Annotated in this window: 11 protein-coding genes and 1 pseudogene; 5 read left to right on the top strand and 7 right to left on the bottom strand. The window is 74.5% G+C overall.

Going from position 1 to position 18236, the window contains the following annotated elements:
- Positions 1–126: 126 nt before the first annotated feature.
- Genes ACFQ8T_RS10910 through ACFQ8T_RS10895 form a run of 4 tightly spaced genes read right to left on the bottom strand, consistent with a single transcriptional unit; the run spans position 127 to position 4967 of the window.
- On the bottom strand, positions 127–1803 hold the full coding sequence (locus ACFQ8T_RS10910) for a glycoside hydrolase family 13 protein (protein ID WP_430546554.1): 1677 nt from the start codon (positions 1801–1803) through the stop codon (positions 127–129).
- A gap of 48 nt (positions 1804–1851) precedes the next feature.
- Positions 1852–2742, bottom strand: coding sequence for a carbohydrate ABC transporter permease (locus tag ACFQ8T_RS10905; protein ID WP_430546553.1), 891 nt, complete (start codon positions 2740–2742; stop codon positions 1852–1854).
- Positions 2742–3668, bottom strand: coding sequence for a carbohydrate ABC transporter permease (locus tag ACFQ8T_RS10900; protein ID WP_430546552.1), 927 nt, complete (start codon positions 3666–3668; stop codon positions 2742–2744). The genes ACFQ8T_RS10905 and ACFQ8T_RS10900 overlap by 1 nt, the downstream gene beginning before the upstream one ends.
- A gap of 30 nt (positions 3669–3698) precedes the next feature.
- Entirely contained in the window at positions 3699–4967 is a 1269-nt protein-coding gene (locus ACFQ8T_RS10895) for an ABC transporter substrate-binding protein (protein ID WP_430546551.1), read from the bottom strand.
- 194 nt (positions 4968–5161) lie between these two features.
- On the opposite strand from ACFQ8T_RS10895, the gene ACFQ8T_RS10890 reads away from it, so the two are divergent.
- Positions 5162–6373: an ROK family transcriptional regulator gene (locus ACFQ8T_RS10890; protein WP_430546550.1), complete on the top strand. Its 1212-nt coding sequence runs from the start codon at positions 5162–5164 to the stop codon at positions 6371–6373.
- Positions 6374–6399: 26 nt separating this feature from the next.
- Here the strand turns inward: ACFQ8T_RS10890 and ACFQ8T_RS10885 are convergent, their stop codons facing one another.
- Entirely contained in the window at positions 6400–6792 is a 393-nt protein-coding gene (locus ACFQ8T_RS10885; RefSeq protein ID WP_429763191.1) for a MerR family transcriptional regulator, read from the bottom strand.
- A gap of 287 nt (positions 6793–7079) precedes the next feature.
- On the opposite strand from ACFQ8T_RS10885, the pseudogene ACFQ8T_RS10880 reads away from it, so the two are divergent.
- Both ACFQ8T_RS10880 and lgt read left to right on the top strand, forming a co-directional pair.
- Positions 7080–8595, top strand: a pseudogene (locus ACFQ8T_RS10880) (SulP family inorganic anion transporter).
- A 47-nt stretch (positions 8596–8642) separates the two neighbouring features.
- Positions 8643–9665, top strand: a complete 1023-nt coding sequence (gene lgt / locus ACFQ8T_RS10875) for a prolipoprotein diacylglyceryl transferase (protein ID WP_430546549.1) — start codon at positions 8643–8645, stop codon at positions 9663–9665.
- Positions 9666–14316: 4651 nt separating this feature from the next.
- On the opposite strand, the gene ACFQ8T_RS10870 is transcribed toward lgt, so the two are convergent.
- A complete protein-coding gene (locus ACFQ8T_RS10870; RefSeq protein WP_430546548.1) occupies positions 14317–15432 on the bottom strand; it encodes a diacylglycerol/lipid kinase family protein in 1116 nt (371 codons plus the stop codon).
- 192 nt (positions 15433–15624) lie between these two features.
- Between ACFQ8T_RS10870 and serS the strand changes: the two genes are divergently transcribed.
- Together serS and ACFQ8T_RS10860 are read left to right on the top strand one after the other, a co-directional pair.
- Positions 15625–16896, top strand: a complete 1272-nt coding sequence (gene serS / locus ACFQ8T_RS10865) for a serine--tRNA ligase (protein WP_430546547.1) — start codon at positions 15625–15627, stop codon at positions 16894–16896.
- Positions 16893–17699, top strand: a complete 807-nt coding sequence (locus ACFQ8T_RS10860; protein ID WP_430546546.1) for an HAD family hydrolase — start codon at positions 16893–16895, stop codon at positions 17697–17699. The genes serS and ACFQ8T_RS10860 overlap by 4 nt, the downstream gene beginning before the upstream one ends.
- A gap of 51 nt (positions 17700–17750) precedes the next feature.
- On the opposite strand, the gene ACFQ8T_RS10855 is transcribed toward ACFQ8T_RS10860, so the two are convergent.
- Positions 17751–18071 (bottom strand): winged helix-turn-helix transcriptional regulator, encoded by a 321-nt coding sequence (locus ACFQ8T_RS10855; RefSeq protein ID WP_430546545.1) that lies wholly within the window; start codon positions 18069–18071, stop codon positions 17751–17753.
- Positions 18072–18236 lie beyond the last annotated feature (165 nt).

The raw sequence follows: 18236 nt of genomic DNA, 5'->3' as shown, positions 1-18236 counted from the left end.
CTTTCACGGGTGGCTGACGGGAGACACGGCGAGGTCCATCGTCGCAGTCGTCGCCCGGGTCGGGTCGAGCCTGCCGCACCCCGGACGGGGGCGGCAGGCCCGACCTCCGGGACGGTCGGACAGGCGTCAGGACCGGAGCCAGGCGGTCGTGCCGCCGGGCAGCGCGCCGCCGGCGAGCGGCGCGCTGCTCAGCAGCACCTCGCCGTCGGGCAGCGGCACGGCGGCCGTGCCAAAGTTGGTGACGCTGGTCCACCCGTGGGGGCGGCGGAACGCGAGGACGTCCGGCGACCCCGTCTCGAGCCACTCGAGCTCCTCGGCGGTCTGCAGCTGTCGCCGGAGACGCAGCGCGTCGCGGTAGAGCTCCAGCGTCGAGCCCTCGACGCCGTCCTGGGCGTCGGCGGCGTGCTCGGCGAACCACGTCGGCTGCGGCAGGTGCGCGGGCCCGTCGCCGAAGCCGAGCGACGGCCCGTCCGCGGTCCAGGGCAGCGGCACGCGGCAGCCGTCGCGGCCGACCTCGACCCCCCGGTGGCGGAAGAACGTCGGGTCCTGACGCGCGCCGTCGGGGATGTCCGCGACCTCGTGGAGGCCGAGCTCCTCGCCCTGGTAGAGGTACGACGAGCCGGGCAGCGCGAGCTCGAGCAGCGTGGCGGCGCGCGCCCTGGCCAGCCCGGCCGCGCGGTCGAGCCGGTCCTCCGGGCCGCCGGCGAGCAGCCAGTCCGTGCCGCCCTTGCGCCGGTCGTCGCCGCGGGGGGCGAGGCCGTAGCGGGTGGCGTGCCGCACCACGTCGTGGTTGGAGAACACCCAGGTGGTCGACGAGCCCGTCGCCGCGGCCAGCTCCAGGTTGGCCGTGATGATGCGGCGGAACTGCGCGGCGTCGAAGTCGGCCTCGAGCAGGTCGAAGTTGAACGCCTGCCCCAGACCGTCCCTGCTGGCGTACCGCGCGCGGCGCTCGGCGGAGCCCACCCACGCCTCCGCGACGGCGGTACGGGGCGGGTCGTAGGAGTCGAAGACCTCGCGCCACGCGGCGTACACGTCGTGCACGTCGTCGCGGTCGAACAGGGGGTGCTGGCCGTCGCGCGGCAGCGCCTCGAGCTCGTCCTGGGACGGGAGCGGCTCGCCCTCGGCGGGCAGGTCCTTGGTGAGCATGTGCGCCACGTCGATGCGGAACCCGTCGACGCCGCGGTCGGACCAGAAGCGCAGCGTGCGCAGGAAGTCCTCGCGCACCTCCGGGTTGTCCCAGTTGAGGTCCGGCTGCTCGACGGCGAAGTGGTGGAAGTACCACTGCCCGTCGCCCACCGGCTCCCAGGCGGGGCCGCCGAAGGTGGAGGTCCAGTCCGCGGGCGGCAGCTCGCCGTGCTCGCCGAGGCCGTCGCGGAAGATGTAGCGGTCGCGGGCGGGCGACCCCTTCGGCGCGGCGAGAGCCTCGGCGAACCACTCGTGCAGGTTCGAGGTGTGGTTGGGGACGATGTCGACGACGACGCGGATCCCCGCGCCGTGCAGCGCGGCGACCATCTCGTCGAAGTCGGCGAGCGTGCCGATCCTCGGGTCGACGTCGCGGTAGTCGGCGACGTCGTAGCCGCCGTCGGCCAGCGCCGACGGGTAGAACGGGCTGAGCCACACGGCGTCGACGCCGAGGGCGGCCAGGTAGTCCACGCGGGAGGTGATGCCGCGCAGGTTGCCGATGCCGTCGCCGTCGGAGTCCGCGAAGCTGCGGGGGTAGATCTGGTAGACGGCGGCCTGGCGCCACCAGGTGGCGTCGGAGCCCTCGGTGGTGGGGGCGGGGACGTCGAGCAGGTCGCTCATGGGTGCATGCCCTTCTTCGGTGGTGCGGTCTGGCGGGGAGCCGGGCGGTCAGCCCTTCACAGCCCCCTGGGTGACGCCTTCCATCACCCAGCGCTGCGTGAACAGGTACGCGACGATCGCCGGAGCCATCGCCATGAGGTAGGAGGCGAACGAGACGTTGTAGTTGTTGCTGAACTGGGTCTGGAACAGCTGCTGGCGCACCGGCAGCGTCTGGAGGTCGGGGTCGGAGATGATCAGCGACGGCATCATGAAGTCGTTCCAGGCGTAGAGGAACGCGAAGATGCCGACCGTGGCGCTCATGGGGGCCAGGAGGGGGAAGATCAGCCTCCAGAAGGTCTGCCACGTGGTCGCGCCGTCGATCCGGGCGCTCTCCTCGAGCTCCAGCGGGATCGAGCGGAGGAACGCCGTGAACAGCAGGACGCTGAAGCTCAGCTGGAACATCGTGGCGAGCACGATCACGCCGAACGGGTTGTCGAGGCCGAGGCGCCCGGTGAGCTGGATCTGCGGCAGGGCGACGACCGGGAACGGGATGAACATCGCGCCGAGCAGGTAGAAGAACGACCAGCGGAACAGGCGGCGCTCCCAGTTGCGCATGATGGCGAACGACGCGACCGCCGCCAGCAGGATCGTCGCGGCGACCGTGCCCGCCGTCACGAGCACCGACACCGCCAGGCCGACGGGGAACTCGGTGAGCTGCCAGGCCTGGACGAAGCCCTGCACGTCGAACGGGGCCGGCAGCGAGAACGCGTTGCCGTCCACCGCCTGGCCCGTGGTCTTGAACGCCATCGAGACGGTGACGTACAGGGGCAGCAGCACGGTCACCGAGCACAGCAGGAGGAGCAGGGTGCCGGACCTGCTCCACCGTTCCCGGGTCGGTCGCAGCGGGCGCGCGGCGGCGGTGCGCGGCCTGCGCGCGGTCGGTGCGGTGAGCGTGGCCATCAGAGGGAGTTCCTTCCGCGGGTGACCGAGAGCTGGAGGAAGGCGATCAGCACCGTGACGACGAAGAAGATCGTCGCGTTCGCCATCTGGTAGGCGTAGTCGCCGCCGTTGAAGCCGGTGATGATGGTCATCGCGATGCTCCGGGTGGCCGTGCCGGGGCCGCCGTTGGTGAGGCCGACGATGATGTCGTAGGCGTTGAGGAAGTTCTTGAAGCCGAGGATGACGTTGATGACGACGTACCCGGCCATGAGCGGCAGGGTGATCCGCGCGAGCCGCTGCGACCTGGTCGCGCCGTCGATCTCGGCGGCCTCGTACACGTCGCCCGGGATGGCGAGCAGGCCCGCGATGTAGATGAGCAGGGTGCCGGGGACGGCCTGCCAGGCCGTGACGACGACGATCGCGAGCCAGGCCAGGTCCGGGTTCGCGAGCAGGCTCGTCTCCAGGAAGGGGATCCCGACGGCCTGCCCGGCAGCGGGCAGGGAGTTCGAGAACAGGAAGTTGAAGACGTACGCGATGATGATGCCGGAGACGACCATCGGGATGACGAAGACCGCGCGGAGGCCCACCTTCAGCCGGATGCGGGAGGTCAGCCCGACCGCCAGGAGGAACGCCACGACGTTCACCAGCACCACCGTCACGAGCGAGAAGCCGAAGGTGAACAGGTAGCTGCGCAGGATGGCGGGGTCGGTGAACGCGACGGCGTAGTTCGTGAGGCCGACGAAGTCCCAGTCCCCGATGCCGACCGAGTTCGTGAAGCTGAAGAAGATGCCGACGATCGCGGGGACCGGGATCGCCAGGGTGAAGAGCACGAGGCTCGGCAGGAGGAAGAGGTAGTAGATCGGTTCGGTCCGCCTGGCGCCGCGCGGAGCGCGCCGCGAGGCGGCCGGAGCGGGCACGGCCGCGGCGGTCGTGGTGAGGAGAGACATGAGCAAGGACTCCTTCGTTCCGCTCGGGCTCTACTGGCGCCGGGCCAGGCGGGCCCAGTCCGTGTCGAGGGTGCGCATCGTGGCGTCGACGTCGGCGCCGAACGCGATCCCCTGGGTGTAGGCCATGACCGGGATCGTCTTGGGCACGAGCACCGAGGCGCCCTGGTAGACCCGCCCCTCGTCGTAGTACTCCGTCATGCCCGCGAGCCGAGGGTCGGAGGGCGGCGGCGCGTCGGTCGTCGGGGTGTAGCCGAGCTGCGACTCGTTGTAGGCCTCGATGATCTCGGGCCGGTACAGGTACTCGAGGAAGTCGCGCGCGGCCCCCTGGTGGCGCGACCCCTCGGGGACGATCGCGGCGAGGTCGACGTTGACGCGCACCTTGAGGTCGGCCGGGTCCTCGGTCATGGGCAGGGGGAACGTGCCGAGGTCGAGGTCGGGATCGGTCTTGGCGATCTCGCTGAAGGCCCACGGGCCCTGGAGGTACATCGCGGCCTCGCCCTGGGCGAAGGCGAGGTTGCCGTCCCCGTACCCGCGGCTCGCGGCGTCGTCGTTCGTGTGCTGCGCGAGCCGGGTCATCTGCTCGAGGGGGCGGCTGAAGTCCTTCTCGAACGAGACGTCCGAGCGCGGGCCGACGTCCGCGCCCTCGGCGTCGAGCCGGTGGAAGAAGTCGAGGGTGTCGACCTGGCCGCCCACGGCGTAGTCGAACCACCCCTGCGCCACGGTCCAGTCGTCCTTGAACGTGCCGTAGAACGGCGTCACGCCCGCGGCCTCGAGCGTGTCCGCCACCTCGAGCAGCTCGCTCCAGGTCTGCGGCACCTCGAGGTCGTGCTCCGCGAAGACCGCCTTGTCGTAGATCACCGAGGCGGCCATCACCGAGTACGGCAGCGCGCTCGTCCGGCCGTCGCAGGTGCCGTACTGGTCCATGAGGGGCTGCAGGTCCGGCCGGATCCGGGTCGCGGCAGCGGTGTCGCCCAGGTCGCTCAGCGTGCAGCGGTCCACGAACCGCGCGACCTCCATGTTGTAGTTCGCGAGCATGAGGTCGGGCGGGTTGCCCCGCACGAAGCTCGCGGACACGACGTCGACCCCCGAGGTGTCGAGCTCCACGCGGACGTCGTCCTGCGACGCGTTGTAGTCGGCCACGACCTGGGTCATGTACGGGATCGCCTCGCGCTTGCTGAAGGTGAAGCGGACGGGCTCGGCGCCGTCGCCGCCGCCGCACCCCGCGAGGAGGCTGCTGACGAGGGCCAGCCCCAGCGCCCCGGAGATCCCGCGCAGCGCACGTCTCGGTTCCTCAGACACCGTCGTCCTTTCGTCGAGAGAGCTCGAACCGGGTAGATTTCAGCACTAAATGTTGTGTCGAAATTAACTCGGTCGAAGCACCATCTCACCCGCGTGCGCGCAGGGTCAACCCCTCCGGCCGAGAAAATCTCGGCCTAGAATCAACCCGCTCGCCGGCTCGCAGCCGGGAGGGGACCACGACGCGAGGCGGAACGATGACGAACGGCCCGGAGGGGGCCACGACTCCCTCGACCCACCTGGTGCGGCGGCTCAACGCCGAGCGCGTGCTCCAGGAGGTCTGGGACGGGGAGCCCGTGACGGCCAGCGACCTCATGGCCGCCACCGGCCTGGCGCGTTCCACCGTCCTGGCGCTGTGCCGGGAGCTCATGGACCGGGGCTGGCTCGTCGCCCTCGACGACGCCCGCGCCGCCGGCGCGTACACCAAGGGCCGCCCCGCGCTGCGCTACGCCTTCCGGCCCGACGCCGCGCTCGTCGTCGGCGTGGACGCCGGGCAGCACCGTGTCTCGGCGGCGGTCGCGGACCTGCACGGTCGGGTGCTCGCCGAGGAGGCCGTGCGGGTGGACCCGGCGAGCGACGCGGACGCGCGCCGGGCGACGGTCCGCGACGCCGTGGACGCCGCCGTGTCGAGGTCCGGCCGGGACGGCCGGGCCGTCGTCGCCGCGGTGCTGGGGGTGCCCGCGCCCGTGGGGACGGGCGACGTGCCGGCCGGCGCGCGGAACCCGTTCTGGGCGCTGATGAACCCCGGTCTGGGCGACCTGTTCGCGGCCCGCGGCTGGGACGTCGTCGTCGAGAACGACGCGAACCTCGCGGCCGTCGCGGAGACCGAGCACGGCGACGGCGCCGCGGCCTACGCCGCGCTCCTCGTGGGGGAGCGGATCGGGGCCGGGATCGTGCTGGACGGCGCCCTGCGGCGGGGGCCGCGCGGGGCGATCGGGGAGATGCGCATCCTCGACCTGGTCGAGGGGGTGGGCTCCAGCGACGGCCTGGGCGCGCTGGCGCGGGACGAGGCGGGCCGGCTGCTCGACGCCGGACGGGCGGGGAGCGTGCTCGCGGACGTCCCGCGCGAGCGCCTGGACGCCGAGCACGTCCTGGCGGCGGCGGACGCCGGTGACCCCGTGGCACGGGAGGTGGCCGACGGGCTCGCCGACCGGCTGGCCCGGGTGTGCGCCGTCCTCTCCGGTCTCCTCGACCTCGACCGGGTGATCGTCACGGGTGCGATGGCGCCCGCGCTGGGACCGGTCGTGGCGCGCGCCCGCGCGCTGCTCCCGGACCACCTGCACGACCCGGCGGTCGAGGTGGTGCTGTCCGACCTCGGCCCCGACGTCGTGCGGACGGGGGCCGTGCGCCTCGCGGTCGAGCGCGTCCGGTCCCGTGCCCTCGACCGCGACCTGCCCGCGGGCGCCTGACCCCGGCCCCGCGCACCAGGTCCCGGTCAGCGCGAGCGCAGCAGGGCGATGAACTCGTCCGCCATGGCGAGCTTGCGCGCCAGCCCGGCCCGGCGCTCCTCGGCGGCGGCGCGGTAGCCGTCCAGGCGGGCGCGGGCGTCGCCGGCCCCCGCGTCGTCGAGCGTCCCCGCCTCGAGCGCGTCGGTGATCTCCAGCAGCTCCGCCATCTCCTCGAGCGTGAAGCCCAGGGGCTTCATGCGGCGTACGAGCAGGAGTCGCTCGACGTCGTCCTCGGTGTACAGGCGGAACCCGCCCTCGCTGCGCGCCGACGGCCGCACCAGCCCCACCTCGTCGTAGTGGCGCAGCGTCCGCAGCGACAGCTCGGTGCGGCTCGCGACGGCCCCGATGTGCAGCGTGGCGGCGGGGGAGGGGTCGGTCATGGGGACCAGTCTGACGGATCCGGACGGGGTGGAACCCTACCCTCACGTGAGGGTAGAGTCGGCGCCGCCGCGGACGCCCGTGCCCGGTCCGTCCGTCGCCCTCTCGACCTCTTCGCGCGACGACGCGCCCCTCGACCTCGACCATCGGGCAGGGCGTGTCGTCGCCGCGACGCGCGCTCCCGCCCCACCCGGGCGTGCCGTCGGCCGCCCCCGGAACGAACGGAGTCCTCCGCGTGTCGGACGACCTGCGTGCCTCCCTGCCCGACCCGGCCCCCCGCCCCCTCCCGGTGGCGCCCCCCGAGGCGACCTCGTCGGGCTCGTTCCGGGCCGCGTTCAGCTCGGGGAGGACCCTGCGCACCGAGGTCCTCGCGGGCCTCGTCGTGGCGCTCGCGCTCATCCCGGAGGCGATCGCGTTCTCGATCATCGCGGGCGTGGACCCGCGCATCGGCCTGTTCGCGGCGTTCACGATGGCGGTGACGATCTCGTTCGTCGGCGGCCGGCCGGCGATGATCTCCGCGGCCACCGGCGCGGTCGCGCTGGTCATCGCGCCCGTCATGCGCGACCACGGCCTCGACTACCTCGTCGCGACCGTGATCCTCGGCGGCGTCATCCAGGTCGTGCTCGGCGTGCTGGGCGTCGCCAGGCTGATGCGGTTCGTCCCGCGCTCGGTGATGACGGGCTTCGTCAACGCGCTCGCGATCCTCATCTTCACGTCCCAGCTGCCGCACCTGTTCGGCGACAGGGTCACGGCCGACAACCGGTGGTGGGTCTACGCCCTGGTGGTCGTGGGCCTCGCGATCATCGTGCTGCTGCCGCGCTGGACCAGGGTCGTGCCCGCGCCGCTGGTCGCGATCGTGCTGATCACCGCCGCCGCGCTGCTCGGCGGGCTCGACGTCCCGACCGTCGGCGACGAGGGCGAGCTGCCGCAGTCCCTGCCGAGCCTGTTCTTCCCCGACGTGCCGCTGAACCTCGAGACCCTGCGGATCATCGCCCCGTTCGCCCTCGCGATGGCCCTGGTCGGCATCCTCGAGTCGCTCATGACGGCCAAGCTGGTCGACGACATCACCGACACCCACTCGAACAAGACCCGCGAGTCCTGGGGGCAGGGCGTCGCGAACATCGTCACCGGCTTCTTCGGCGGCATGGGCGGCTGCGCCATGATCGGCCAGACGATGATCAACGTGAAGGCGTCGGGCGCCCGCACCCGCCTGTCGACGTTCCTCGCCGGCGCCTTCCTGCTGGCGCTCGTCGTGGGGCTCGGCGACGTCGTCGCGACCATCCCGATGGCCGCGCTCGTCGCCGTGATGATCATGGTGTCGGTGGGCACGTTCGACTGGCACTCGGCCCGGCCGTCGACGCTCCGGCGGATGCCGAAGTCGGAGACGGCGGTCATGCTGGCGACCGTCGCCGTCACCGTGGCCACCCACAACCTCGCCTACGGCGTCGTCGTGGGCGTGGTCGTCGCCGCGGTCCTGTTCCTCCAGCGCGTCGCCCACCTGACCACGGTGACCCGCCTGGACGCGTCGGACGCGGACGACGAGCGGGTCTACGCCGTCGACGGCGAGCTGTTCTTCGCGTCGTCGAACGACCTCGTCTACCAGTTCGACTACGCGGGCGACCCGGCACCGGGTCGTCGTCGACATGTCGAGGACGCACGTGTGGGACGCCTCCACGGTCGCCGCCCTCGACGCCGTGCAGCACCAGTACGCCCAGCACGGGAAGACCGTGGAGTTCCGCGGCCTGGACCCCGACAGCGCGGCGCGTCTCGACCGGCTCGCGGGCCGGCTGGGCGCCGGCCACTGACCTCGGTGCGGGCCCGGAGGGGGCCGGGCGCGCGGTAGGTTCGGGCCATGCCCGCTGCCATGCCCGCTGTCGGAGGACTCGCGTCCTCGATCCCCAGCCCCGACCCCGCGTGGGCGGTGCTCGAGCTCGGCCCGTTCTCGGTCCACGTGTACGCGCTGTGCCTGCTCGCCGGGATCGTGCTGGCCACGTGGATCACGCACCGACGCCTCGTCGCGCGCGGCGCGGGCCCCGAGGTGACGCTCGACATCGTCATGTGGGCGGTGCCGCTGGGCATCGTCGTCGCGCGGATCTACCACGTGCTCACCCACCTGGGCGACTACTCGGACGGCACCGGGACGTGGGGCTACTGGGAGTGGGTGCGCATCTGGGACGGCGGCATCGCCATCTACGGTGCGCTCATCGGTGGGGCGCTCGGCGTGTGGATCGGGTGCCGGCGGGCGGGCCTCCGGTTCTGGTCGTTCGCGGACGCGCTCGCGCCCGGCATGCTCGCGGCCCAGGCGGTGGGCCGGCTCGGCAACTACATGAACCAGGAGCTGTTCGGGGCGCCGACCACGCTGCCCTGGGGCCTGGAGATCGACCACCCGGTGGCCGGCTTCCCGGACGACACCCTGTTCCACCCGCTGTTCCTGTACGAGATGCTCTGGAACCTGCTGGGCGTCGCCGTCCTGCTCCTCGTCGAGCGGGCGGTGCGGCAGCGGGCCGAGGTCCGCGCCGACGCCGTCGGCGAGCCCGGCTACGGGCTGCGCTGGGGCCGGCTGTTCGCCCTGTACCTGGTCTGGTACGGGCTGGGGCGCAGCTGGCTCGAGGCGCTCCGCATCGACCCCACGAGCAACGCGTGGCTCGGCATCCCGGCGAACATCTGGACGTCGTTCGTCGCCGTCGCGCTGGGCGTCGCGCTGTTCGTCGTCCGGGGCCGCCAGCACCCGGAGCCCGAGACGTCCGTCTATCTGCCGGGTCGCTCCGCCCCGTCGGAGGCCGCGAGCACCGCGGACTCCTCCGACACCTCCGGCACCTCGGACGACGCGGGTTCCCCGGACGAGGCCGGCACCCGCTCGGGCGACGCCGGCTGACCCGACCCGTCGGGTTCGCCGGTCATCCACGACCGCAGCACGATCGACCCGACGAGCGGCACGGCGGCCATGAGCATGATCGACACCATGCGGATGCCGTAGTCGTTGACGACGGCGCCGCCGACACCGGCGATGATCAGGCTGATCAGCACGGGCCGCAGCAACGGCCAGCGGTCCTCGGTGCGCTGCAGCCACCGGGCCCGCAGGCGCGGCCCGCCCCACAGCACGGCGACGAGGCCGACGAGGACGGCGAGCGCGAGCCAGGCGGGCACGCCGCCGCTCAGGGAGCGCAGGGCGTAGCCGGCCTTGCGGGCGATGGTCTCGAGGGCGGTGCCGTCGACCACGGACTGCACGAACGCCCCGAGGTGGGTGCGCTGCGCCGGGGGCCGCAGCCAGTCGACGACGCCGATCGCGGCGACGAGGGCCACGCCCGCGAGCCCGGCGAGGATCAGCCGCTTCCACGTGACGCGCGCCTCGACGACGCCCAGCACGAGGACGACGAAGACGGGCACCAGCACCAGCCCGCCGCCGACGTCGGCGCCGAGGGTGGGCCAGACGCTCACGACCAGGGTCACGGCGCCGACCGCCGAGGCGACCACCCCGGCGGGGATCCGGCCCCAGCGGCGCCGCACGGCGGTGGCGAGCCCCGCGGCGGCGATCACGGCGGCCGTCGCGTAGACCGAGTACGTGGGGTTGCCGAAGCCGTAGTAGCGACCGCCCAGGGTCGGGGCGGAGCCCAGCGGGCTGCCGCGGTGCAGGGGCGTGCCGAGCACCGCGTCGATCGTGAGGACGAGGAAGGTGAGCGTCGCGATCACGGTCGCGCCCGCCCACGCGGGGCGGCGGGGGGCCAGGGCGCCGACGAGCGCGACGACGACGGTGCTCAGGCCGAGCGTCACCCACAGGGACGTCGCCGGCTCGGCGAGGCGCCACCAGCCCCACGCCGTCATGAGGAACGCGGCGGCGGGCACCGCGGCGCACGCGAGCAGGACGACGTCGAGCACGCGGGCCCACCGCCCCGCGGCCCGCGGCGACCTGCGGCGCAGGGCCGGCAGCAGCAGGACGACCAGGGCGAACGTCACGAGCCCTACGTACGCGGGGGTGGTGGTGACCGTGCCGGTCGTGACCCGCAGCATGTGGTCGCGCTCGGTGAGTCCGGCGAGCTCGCGCACGGTGGCCCCGGTCCCGCCCGGGCGCTCGGCGGCGAGCTCGATGGGCGAGCCGCTGAGGTCGGCGGGCACGGGCAGGCCGAACGCCGTGACGAGGGTGGTCGGCACGTCGAGCAGCCGCACGACGCCGAGCCAGTGCGTGGCGCCGGACGTGAGGTAGGCGGGCGCGTCGTCCGCGTCCGCGTCCGCCACGCCGACGCCGAGGGACGGGCGGCCGGGGGCCGGGTTGCCGACGTCCATCACCAGCACGGTCGCGTCGGCGGGCACCGCCGCCAGCACGCGGCCGACGGTCGCGTCGACGGCGTGCAGGACGGCGTCGCGGGCGGGGCCGTCGGACGTCGCGTCGTCGGTCAGCGGCACGAGGCCGGTGTAGGCCTCGGGGTCCGGGTGGTACGGCGCGCTCCCGGCGTCGACCAGGGTGACGGGGCACGAGAAGGTGTCGGCCGGGTCGGCGAGCGCCGCGTCGAGGTCGCGGTAGCGCGCCACCGTCCCGTCGCGGCCGGCGAGAGCGAGCGCCGCACCGGGCGCGACGGCGGTGGTGCAGACGCCGCCGTCGGCGAGGGCGTCGCCGAGCACGCCGAGCGTCGGGCGGAACTCGGACGACGACTGCAGCGCGGCGAGCCCGTCCCACCCGTCGACGGTCGCGGCGCCGTCATCACCGGTACCGCCGGGCGTGACCTCCCACGGGGCGCACGTCCACGCGCCGTCGGCGGTCTCGCCGGTCACGGGGCTGCGCCCGGACGACAGGCCGAGCCACCCGGCGGCCGGGCACGTCGCCGAGGCACCGCCGACGGCGGGCGTCACGCCCGCGCCGCTGGCGCCGTCGCGCAGCACGTCCCACAGCGTCGGCGTGGCGGACGGGCTGACGTCCTCCCAGCGCACGCCCTGCGTCCCCACGATGACGACGGGGTGCGCGTCGTCGACCACGGGGGTGCCCGAGGTCGAGACGTCGCCGGCCCGCGCGGACGCCGAGCCGGGGAGCGCCGTGGTGCCGACGAGCAGCGCGACGAGCAGCCCCGCCGACGCCCCGACGAGCACGGCCGGCACGCGGGAGAGCACGGGCCCCGCGGCCCGCGCGGCGTCGTCCCGGGGTCCGGCGCCGGCCGCGCCCGCGTCGTCGACGTGGGCGAGCCGCCCCGCGAGCAGCACGGGCAGCGCGAGGGCGAGCACGATCGCGGCGACCGCGACGCCGGAGTCGTTGAGCAGGGTGCCGACGGCGGCCGTCACGACCAGCGCGACGACGAGCCGCCACAGCACCGGGTCCTGCCGGTAGGCGCGGGCGAGGCCGTCCAGCCGCGCGCGCTCCGGGGAGAGCACGGCCCACGCGGCGGCGACGCACACGAGGAGCGCGGCCGCGCCGGCGGGGTTCGCGACGGTCGCCCACGCGCCGGCGGCCTTCCCGGCCACGACGCCGAGGGCCTTGCCCTCGACCACCGACTCGACGAAGCCGCCGAGGTGGCTGCCCGGGCCGGGCAGGAGCCAGTCCACGACGGACACCACCGCGACCAGGAGCACGGTCCCGGCGGCCACGAGCAGCACGCGCCGCCACGTGATCCGCACCCCCGCCACGCCGAGCGCCAGCACGGCGAAGCCCGGGACGAGCGCGAGGATGCCGCCGAAGTCCGCGCCGAACGGCGGCAGGCCGTCGACCAGCACCGTGACCAGGCCCACCGCGGCCACCGTCCACCCGGCCCGGGCCGGGCTGCCGCCCCGGGCGCGCACGGCCGCCGCCAGCCCCGCGGCGAGGACCAGGCCGACCACCGCGTAGACCGCGAAGACGGTGTTGGAGAAGCCGTAGAACCGCGCGCCCAGGGAGGGCGCCGGGCCCAGCAGGGAGCCCTGCTGCAGCGTCGTGCCGGTGAGCCCGTCCACCGTGGCGACCAGCCATGTCACGCCCGCGAGGCTGGTCGCCAGGCGCCACGGCGACCGCGGCAGCAGGTGGCGCCCGAACCAGGCGACCAGCGCGGCGACCAGGGCCGCGACGGTGAGCGCCAGCACCAGCGTCGTCACCGGCGACGGCGCCGCCCACCAGCGGGACAAGGTCGCCAGCGACGCCGCGACCGGCAGGCTCGAGGCGACCACGAGGACGGCGAGCCCGACGCGGCGGGCGTACCGCGGCCCGGCCGGCCGGGCGGCGTCGGGCGCGTCGGGCCGGGCGCCGCGGCGGCGGGCCAGCAGCAGGGCGCCCACCACGACGACGTCCGCCAGGCCGACGAGCCCCAGCACCAGCGGGGACAGGCGCGGCACGGTGTCCGTGAGCACGCTGAGGTACTGCCGGTTCTCCACCGTGCGGGACACGGAGATGCGGCGGTCGTCGCCCCGCTCCAGCGGGGAGCCGCTGAACGGCGCGAGGGCGGTGGTGAGCGCGTCGTCGGCCTCGTCGGTCCCGTCGGCCGCCGGGTCGTCGTCGGTCGCGGCGTCGTCCTCGGCCGCGGTCCCGGACAGTGCGCCCCCGGTGACGGTGTCGGCGAGGGTCGCTGACAGGTCGGCCAGCACCACCACGCCGGCCCAGCGGGACGACGTCGAGGTCAGCCACGTCGCGCTGCCGCCGGGCGACGTCCAGTCCACGACCACCTGGAGGTCCGCGGGGCCGAGCGGCGTGTCGGAGATCCCCGCCACCACGAGCCGTCCGCCGGCGGGCAGCAGGTCGGCGAGGCGGCCGACCTGGTCGTCGAGCTCCTCGACCGCGGCCGTGCGCTCGCTCGCGGCGTCGGGCAGCACGCCCAGGTCGACGACGGTGGCCGGGCACTCCGCCACGTGGGCGGCCGTGAGCCGCCCCGCGTCGGGGAGGTAGCGCGCCACGTCGCCGGCGGCGTCGGCGAGCGCGACGGCGGCGCCCGGCCCGACGGCGGTCGTGCAGGCGCCCGCGGCGTCGGCGACCTCGCCGAGCGCGCCGGGCTCGGCGGCGTTCGGCGTCAGGGGGTCGCTCGCGGCGAGCTCCGTCCACCCGGGCACGTGCGTGCGCTCCGTGCCGGCCTCCGCGCCTGTCTCCGTGCCGCCCGCCGTCGTGCGGGGCACGGGCACGGAGGTGCAGCCGAGCGCGGGCGCGCCGTCGTCGGGCGCCTGTCCCTCCTCCTCGTCGCCCTCGTCCGCGCCCTCGAGGAGGGTGGGTTGCGCGACGGCCCTGCTGCCCGCGGACAGGGTGAGCCATCCCTCGACCGGGCAGGTGGGGGTGAGGGTGCGCACCGCGATCGAGGCGACCGACCCGCCCCCGATGAGCCGCCACAGGTGCGGGGTTCGCACCGCGTCGACGTCCGACCACTGCAGGCCCGACACCCCGGCGAGCACCAGCGGGGTCTCGGGCGGCTCGGCGTCCGCCGGCGCCGGGGCCGCGGACGCCGCCGGCGCTCCGAGGAGGAGAGCGGCGAGCAGGGCGAACGTCGACGCGACGAGCGCGCGGGCGGGGCGGATCACGCGGGCCAGCCTATGCACCGCCCGGTCGCGGGGTCCGCGAGGCCGCCGCGGGACGCCGGACGTTCACGCGATCATCCCGTCCGGACCACGAGCGCGCCGGGCTCCACCCAGGTCTCCAGCTCGACCGCGTACCCCAGCGGGTCGCCGTCCACCTGCGCCTGCTCGCCGTCGTCCACCCGGATCACCGCGCGGCGCGCGCGGGTGTGGTCGATCCGGCCGATCTTGCCGGGCAGGTCGTTGCGCACGCCGAGGCCCTGCGCCACGACCTCGCCGAACAGCTGCGCCCACCCCGCCAGGCCGCCGCGGGTGTCGATGGCCGCGACGTCGAGCTCGCCGTCGTCGATGACGGCGTCGGGCAGCAGCGTGATGCCGCCTGGCAGCCGGCCGCAGTTGCCGACCATGATGCTGCGCAGCCGCGCCTCGACGGGCTCGCCGTCGTCCAGGCGGATGGTCGCGCGCATGCGCCGGCCGTGCAGGTGCCGCGCCCCGGCGACGAAGTAGGCCACCCAGCCGACCTTGGCCTTGAGCTGGTCGTCCGCGTCGGCCACCATCGCGGCGTCGAAGCCCAGCCCCGCGATGACGAGGAAGAGGTGCGCCTGGTGGGGGTCGCCGTCGACGAGGGGCTCGGCGCCGGAGGCGAACTCGCTGACCCGGGCTCGGCCGACGTCGATGGCACGGTCGGTGCCGCCCAGGACGACGGCGACGGCGTCGGTCACCGACGTGAGCGGCAGGTCGAGGTTGCGGGCGAGGAGGTTGCCGGTGCCGACCGGGATGAGACCCATCGGGCGTCCCGTCCCGGCCAGGACCTCCGCCACGGCGCGCACGGTGCCGTCCCCGCCCGCGGCGACGACGACGTCGGCGCCGTCGGACAGCGCCCGCCGGGCCTGGCCGGTGCCGGGGTCGTCCACCGTGGTCTCGTAGAACAGGGGGTCGGGCAGCGCGGCGTCGGCGCACACCCGCTCCACGACGGCGCGCACGTCCGCCGCGCCCTCCTTGGAAGGGTTGATGACGACGGCGAGCCGCATCCCCTGGGCCTCGCCCTCCTGCGTGCGCTGCGCGTCCCGCGCCGCGAGGACGTGCTCGCGGGTCCGGGCGCGGCGCCACAGCACCAGCGTCGCGGCGAGCGCGCTGAGCACCAGGGCCAGCGCGACGACCAGCGCGACGATCTCCGCGTACTCGTCCGGCATGACGGCAACCTACGACGGATCAGCCGCCCGGACCCGGCGAAGTCGTCCATCTCACGCCGAGGAGGCCCGACCCGCCGAGGTAGGACGGCCCCCGGGCGAGGGAGGACCGGACCTGCCGAGGTGGTACGGCACCCGGCGAGCGCCGCGGATATCCGTGGGGCCGCGCGCGGCCCGGCCGTTAGGCTTGCGGGCGTGATCGACCTCCGACTGCTGCGCGACAACCCCGACGTCGTCCGTGCGAGCCAGCTGGCCCGCGGCGACGACCCCGCCCTCGTGGACGCGGCGCTCGACGCCGACGCGCGCCGTCGCTCCTCCCTCACGGAGTTCGAGTCGCTGCGGGCGGAGCAGAAGGCGCTCGGCAAGCAGGTGGCCAAGGCGCAGGGCGACGAGAAGGCCGAGCTCCTGACCCGCACCAAGCACCTCGCGGAGCGGGTGAAGGCGCGGCAGGCGGAGGCGTCGGACGCCGAGAAGCAGCTCGACGAGCTCCTGTACGGCATCGCGAACGTCGTCGAGGGTGCGCCTCCCGGGGGCGAGGACGACTACGTCGTCGTCAAGGAGGTCGGCACGCCGCGCGACTTCGCCGCCGAGGGTTTCGCCCCGCGCGACCACCTGGAGCTCGGCGAGGGGCTCGCCGCGATCGACACGGCGCGCGGGGCCAAGGTGTCGGGCTCGCGGTTCTACTTCCTCACCGGCATCGGCGCGCGCCTCGAGCTGGCGCTGCTGAACGCGGCGGTGGACCAGGCGGTGAGCGCGGGCTTCACGCCGATGATCACGCCCACGCTGGTCAAGCCGGACACGATGCGCGGCACCGGCTTCCTCGGCAGCCACGCGGACGAGGTGTACCACCTGGAGAAGGACGACCTGTACCTGGTCGGCACCAGCGAGGTGGCGCTCGCGGGCTACCACGCGGACGAGATCATCGACCTGTCGGCGGGGCCGAAGCGGTACGCCGGCTGGAGCGCCTGCTACCGGCGCGAGGCCGGCGCCGCGGGCCGCGACACCCGCGGCATCATCCGCGTGCACCAGTTCCACAAGGTCGAGATGTTCAGCTACTGCGACCCGGAGGACGCGGCCGCCGAGCACCAGCGCCTGCTGGCCTGGGAAGAGGCGATGCTGGCCAAGGTCGAGCTGCCCTACCGCGTCATCGACACGGCCGCGGGCGACCTCGGCACGTCCGCCGCGCGCAAGTTCGACTGCGAGGCGTGGCTGCCCACCCAGGAGCGCTTCCTCGAGCTCACCTCGACGTCGAACTGCACCACGTTCCAGGCCCGTCGCCTGGGCGTGCGCGAGCGGACCGTGGACGGCACCACGCGCCCGGTCGCCACGCTGAACGGCACGCTGGGCACCACCCGCTGGATCGTCGCCATCCTCGAGAACCACCAGCAGGCCGACGGCTCGGTCCGCGTGCCCGAGGGGCTGCGGCCGTACCTGGGCGGCCTCGAGGTGCTCGAGCCGGTCGCGTGAGCGGGCGGCCCGCCCGGCGCCTGGTCGCCCTCGACATCGACGGCACGCTGCTCGGGTACGACGGCGGTCTGTCGCCCGCGGTGCGCGACGCCGTCGCGGCGGTCCAGGCGGCGGGGCACCACGTGGTGCTGTCGTCGGGGCGGTCGCTCATCGCGATGACGCCGGTGGCGCAGCTGCTCGGCATCACGACAGGCTGGATGGTGTGCTCCAACGGCGCCGTGACCGTGCGCCTGGACGCCGCCCTCCCGCACGGCTGGGAGCTCGACGAGGTGCGCACGTTCGACCCGGGCCCCGCGCTGCGCCTGCTGCGCGAGGAGCTGCCCGACGCGCGCTACGCCGTCGAGGACATCGGCATCGGCTTCCGCATGAACGCGCTGTTCCCCGAGGGTGAGCTCGACGGCGTCCACCAGGTCGTCGACTTCGAGCAGCTGTGGGCCCGCGAGGTGACGCGCGTCGTCATCCGCAGCCCCGAGCGCACGCCGGAGGAGTTCAGCACGATGGCGGCGCGCATCGGCCTGGGCGACGTCACCTACGCCGTCGGCTGGACGGCGTGGATGGACGTGGCACCGAAGGGCGTCACCAAGGCGTCCGGGTTGGAGCGGCTGCGCCGGCGCCTGGGCGTCGACCCCGCCGACACCGTGGCCGTCGGCGACGGGCGCAACGACGTCGACATGCTGCGCTGGGCCGGCCGGGGCGTCGCCATGGGGCACGCGGACGACGTCGTGCACGCCGCCGCCGACGAGGTCACCGGACCCGTCGACGAGGACGGTGTCGTGCCGGTGCTGCTCTCGCTCCTGCGATAGCTCCTGCGTGGTCCGGCCCCCGCAGTCCGAGGTGGTCGGCGGACGACGGCGTCATCGGTCCGGCCGGCCGTCGCCCGTCTGCTCGGGGGAGGGCGGGGGGTCAGAGACCTCGGCAGCCCACCGCAGCGACCACTCGATGAGCGGGCGGAGAGCTTCGCGGGCGTCGTGGCCGAGCGGGGTGAGGGTGTGGCGGCCGTCGCTCAGCACCGCGGCGAGCCGGGCTTCCTGGAGCTCGGCGAGCCGTTGCTGCAGGACGCTCGACGACATGTCGTCGCAGCGCCTCTGCAGGAGCCGGAAGCCGAGCGGCTCGTCCCCCAGCTCCCAGACGATGCGCAGGGTCCATCGACGCCCGAACAGGTCCAGCGCCGCCATCAAGGATCGTCCGGTCGTGGACCCGCGGACCGGTCGGCCCGGCATGGGCGTCTGCGGCGCGTTCATGACTCCCGCCCCTCTTGTGCTTCGGATTCCGAATCGGTAGCGTCGCACACCACAGCGCTTCGAATTTCGAAGCGCCCTCTCGTCCGCGAGCTGGAGGTT

Origin of the sequence: Isoptericola sp. NPDC056618, assembly GCF_042792715.1 — a bacterium.
Lineage (GTDB): Bacteria > Actinomycetota > Actinomycetes > Actinomycetales > Cellulomonadaceae > Isoptericola > Isoptericola nanjingensis.
Note: the sequence above shows the minus strand (reverse complement) of the source record. Positions and strands in the feature narration are given on the sequence as shown.